This window comes from Sphingomonas bacterium (genome assembly GCF_903644055.1).
Classification (GTDB): domain Bacteria; phylum Pseudomonadota; class Alphaproteobacteria; order Sphingomonadales; family Sphingomonadaceae; genus Sphingomonas_I.
In genome coordinates, this window is sequence record NZ_CAHJXD010000089.1 from 1 (window position 1) to 3593 (window position 3593).

Sequence of the window (3593 nt, forward strand, 5' to 3'; positions counted from 1 at the left end):
GGTGCGGCTGACGCTGCCGGCGCGCGCCGCGCTCCGCCACGCGCTCGCCTGGGTCGAAAGCAAGCGCGGCTGGATCGAGGCGCAACTCGCCGCACTGCCCGCGACCACCGCGATCCGCGCGGGCGCGATCGTGCCGTTCGAAGGGCGCGACCTGATCCTCGTCCATGCCCCCGATCGCGGGCGCAACGTCGTCGTCGAAGGCGATCGCCTGCTGATCGGCGGCCCCGAGGCGCATCTTGCCTCGCGGCTGCTGCGCTGGCTCCGCGCCGAGGCGCTGGCGAAGCTCGACCATGAGACCCGCGTCTTCGCGGTGCGCGCCGGGGTGGCGATCGGCCGCGTCGGCATCGGCGATCCCCGCAGCCGCTGGGGAAGCTGCACCTCCACCGGCGACATCCGCTATAGCTGGCGGCTGATCCTCGCCCCGACGGAGGTGTGCACCGCCACCGTCGCGCACGAAGTCGCGCACCGCCTGCACATGCACCACGGCCCCGCCTTCCACCGCGCGGTCGCCGAACTGCTCGGCCACGAACCCAAGAGCGAACGCGCCTGGCTCCGCGCGCACGGAGCGAAGCTGCACGCGATCGGGCGATAGGCAGATCCTCCCCTGGAGGGAGGATCCGCGTGCCTAGAGGCTGTCCTGCTCATGCTAAACCGTCACCCCGGACTTGATCCGGGGTCCCGCTGCCTGTCGACGCTGAAGAAGAAGCGGGACCCCGGCTCAAGGCCGGGGTGACGAGAGTTCGGCGCCAACACGACAGCCTAATGCGGCGCCTGCGCATCCTGCGGCGGTGCGGCGCGCCGGTTGCCCAGCACCCCGTCCAGCCAGCGCTGATCGAGCTGCGGCGGCCTGTCGCCCTCCGGCAGCGGTCGTCGCGTCGGCCGCTCGGGCGGCGCGGCACGATCGTCGATCTCGTCCGGATTCTGCGGGGCGGCGGCATCCTCCTCCGGCGGCGCGCCCTGGTCCATGCCTTCGGGCGCCTGCTCGTCGCCATATTGCTGATCGGGATTGCCGAAATAGGCCTCGTCGTCGGGCTCGAGCTGCCACTCGGGCAGCGTCACGTCGGTCTGGAATTTCTCCGCCGGGCGCGTCAGCAGCGCGGTGCGCATGTAGAGCGAGAAGGCCTGCGCGGGATTGCGCCCGCCCTGCAATCCGGGGATCGATTTGGCGTCGTCGCGCCCCATCCACACGCCCGTCGTCAGCCCGCTCGAAAAGCCGAGGAACCAGCCGTCCTTGTTGGACGAGGTCGTCCCCGTCTTGCCCGCGACCGGCCGCCCGATCTGCGCGGCGCGCGCGGTGCCGGTGTTGACCGCGGTCTGGAGCAGATCGGTCATCTCGGCGGCGACATAAGGCGCCACCAGCACGCGCGGCTCGCCCGCGTCATGCTGGTAGATCATCGTACCGTCGGTCGTCGTCACCTTGAGGATGCCGTAGGGCGTCACCGCATTGCCGTTGTTGGAGACGCTCGCGAAGGCGCGCGTCATGTCGATCAGCCGCACGTCGGACGTGCCGAGCACCATCGAGGGGTGCGTGTTGATCTGCGTGGTGATGCCGAAGCGGTGCGCCATGTTGGCGACCTGCTCGAACCCCACCCGCTGGCCGAGCTGCGCCGCGATCGTGTTGATCGAGAGCGCGAAGGCGTTGCGCACGTCGATATCGCCGAGATAGCGGCGCGAGCTGTTGCGCGGGCTCCAGCCGTCGATCGTCGTCGGCTGGTCGATCACGCGGTCGGAGGGCTTCAGCCCGCCCTCCAGTGCGGCGAGATAGACGAACAATTTGAACGCCGAGCCCGGCTGCCGCTGCGATTGCGTCGTCCGGTTGTAGATCGAGGTGACATAATCGGTGCCGCCGACCATCGCGCGGACCGCGCCGTCATTCTCCATCGAGATGAGCGCGCCCTGCAGCCCTTTGGGCGTGCTGCCCCGGATCGCATCGTCGGCGGCGCGCTGCATGCGCAGGTCGAGCGTCGTCCATACGTCGAGCGGGGCGGTCTGCTCGTCGACCACGGTGTCGAGCTGGGCCAGCACCCAATCGGTGAAGTAGCGGACGCTGTTCTGCTTGGGCTCGGGCGCGAACCTCACCTGCTCGGGATGCGCGTTCCGCGCCTGCGCCGGCGTGATCGCGCCCGCATCCTGCATCACGTCGAGCACGACGTTGGCGCGGTCGACCGACGCCTGCGGATCGGCCGAGGGCGAATAATGCGACGGCGCCTTGACCAGCCCCGCGACGATCGCCGCCTCGGCGAGGCTCATATGATCGCCGGCATGCCCGAAGAATTTCCGGCTCGCGGCATCGACGCCATAGCTGCCGCCGCCGAAATAGACGCGGTTGAGATAGAGCTCGAGGATCTGCTGCTTGGAGAATTTGCGCTCCAGCGCCAGCGCGATGATCGCCTCGCGGATCTTGCGGCCGTAGCTGTAAGCGCTCGACAGGAAGATGTTGCGCGCGAGCTGCTGCGTGATCGTCGATCCGCCTTGCAGGCGTCGGCCCTCGTCGTGGAGACGTTTGGCGACGTACAACATCCGCGCGACGCCGATCGGATCCACGCCGGGATGGCTGTAGAAGCGCCGATCCTCCACCGCGACGATCGCGTCGCGCATCGTCGGCGGGATGCGGTCATAGGTCAGCCAGTCGCCGTAGCTCGGCCCCAGCGCCACCACGAGCGTGCCGTCGGCGGCGTGGACGCGCACCGTCTGCCCGTTGGGCTTCTGCATCAGATCCTGGAACGAGGGCAGCGACGCCATCGTCACGAACACCGCGATCACCAGCGCGACCAGCGCGGCAAGCAGGCCGAAGATCAGCGCGCGTAGGATCATCCGCCCGGTGCGGCGGGCGCGTCCATCGGCGGGGCGTTTCGGTGCGGGCGGGGTGGAGGCGGGCATGGCGCGGCGCCCCCGTTACAGGACAAGCCCGCCCGCTCACAAGCGGCACGGGCGCGGGGCTGCCTCACTTCGTCTCGGGCTTGAAGTCCAGCGAGGCGGAATTGATGCAATAGCGCAGCCCCTCGGGGCCGGGGCCATCGGGGAAGACGTGGCCGAGATGGCCCTCGCATTTGGCGCAGCGCACCTCGGTGCGCATCATGCCGTGGCTGATGTCGCGATGCTCGTCGACCGCGCCGCCCTCGACGGGCTTGGTGAAGCTCGGCCAGCCCGATCCGGAATCATATTTGGTCGCGCTCTCGAACAAGGGCGCACCGCAGCCCGCGCAGACATAGTCGCCCACGTCGTGGTTGTTCCAATAGCGGCCGGTGAAGGCGCGTTCGGTGCCCGCCTCGCGCAGGACATGATATTGTTCGGGGGACAGTTTGTCCTGCCACGCGGTCTCGGGGAGTTCGGTCTTTGCCATGATCCGAATGTGGGGAGCGCGCCTTTCGGGATCAATCCCCGATTCGCCGCCGATCCGCGTCGCGCGCGCGATTCCGCCGATCAGCCCGGGGACGCGACCCGCCACCGCCAGCGCGATCCGAGCGGCGGCGGGCTTTTCGGCCAGCCCGCGCAGCGCTTCGGCCATCAGGATCGGCCGGGCCGCATGCCGCGAGAAGGCGCGCTGCCAGCGTCGCGGCGCTGTTCCGCCGAGCAAAGCGCGGCCCGCGCCG

General features: G+C 69.6%; 3 protein-coding genes. 1 reads left to right on the plus strand and 2 read right to left on the minus strand.

What is annotated here, in order from left to right:
* Positions 1-592, plus strand: a 592-nt coding sequence (locus HUU94_RS03855) for a M48 family metallopeptidase (protein ID WP_174273797.1), incomplete at its 5' end; no start/stop codon positions are given.
* A 167-nt stretch (positions 593-759) separates the two neighbouring features.
* On the opposite strand, the gene HUU94_RS03860 is transcribed toward HUU94_RS03855, so the two are convergent.
* Both HUU94_RS03860 and msrB read right to left on the minus strand, forming a co-directional pair.
* A complete protein-coding gene (locus tag HUU94_RS03860) occupies positions 760-2880 on the minus strand; it encodes a transglycosylase domain-containing protein (RefSeq protein WP_438827100.1) in 2121 nt (706 codons plus the stop codon).
* 64 nt (positions 2881-2944) lie between these two features.
* Complete coding sequence (msrB, locus tag HUU94_RS03865; RefSeq protein WP_174273799.1) at positions 2945-3343, minus strand: peptide-methionine (R)-S-oxide reductase MsrB; 399 nt, start codon at positions 3341-3343, stop codon at positions 2945-2947.
* Positions 3344-3593: the final 250 nt, after the last annotated feature.

Excerpts from the sequence above, each read along its gene's own strand:
- HUU94_RS03860 (WP_438827100.1), bottom strand. The coding sequence starts at position 2,880 with ATGCCCGCCTCCACCCCGCCCGCACCGAAACGCCCCGCCGATGGACGC.
- msrB (WP_174273799.1), bottom strand. The coding sequence starts at position 3,343 with ATGGCAAAGACCGAACTCCCCGAGACCGCGTGGCAGGACAAACTGTCC.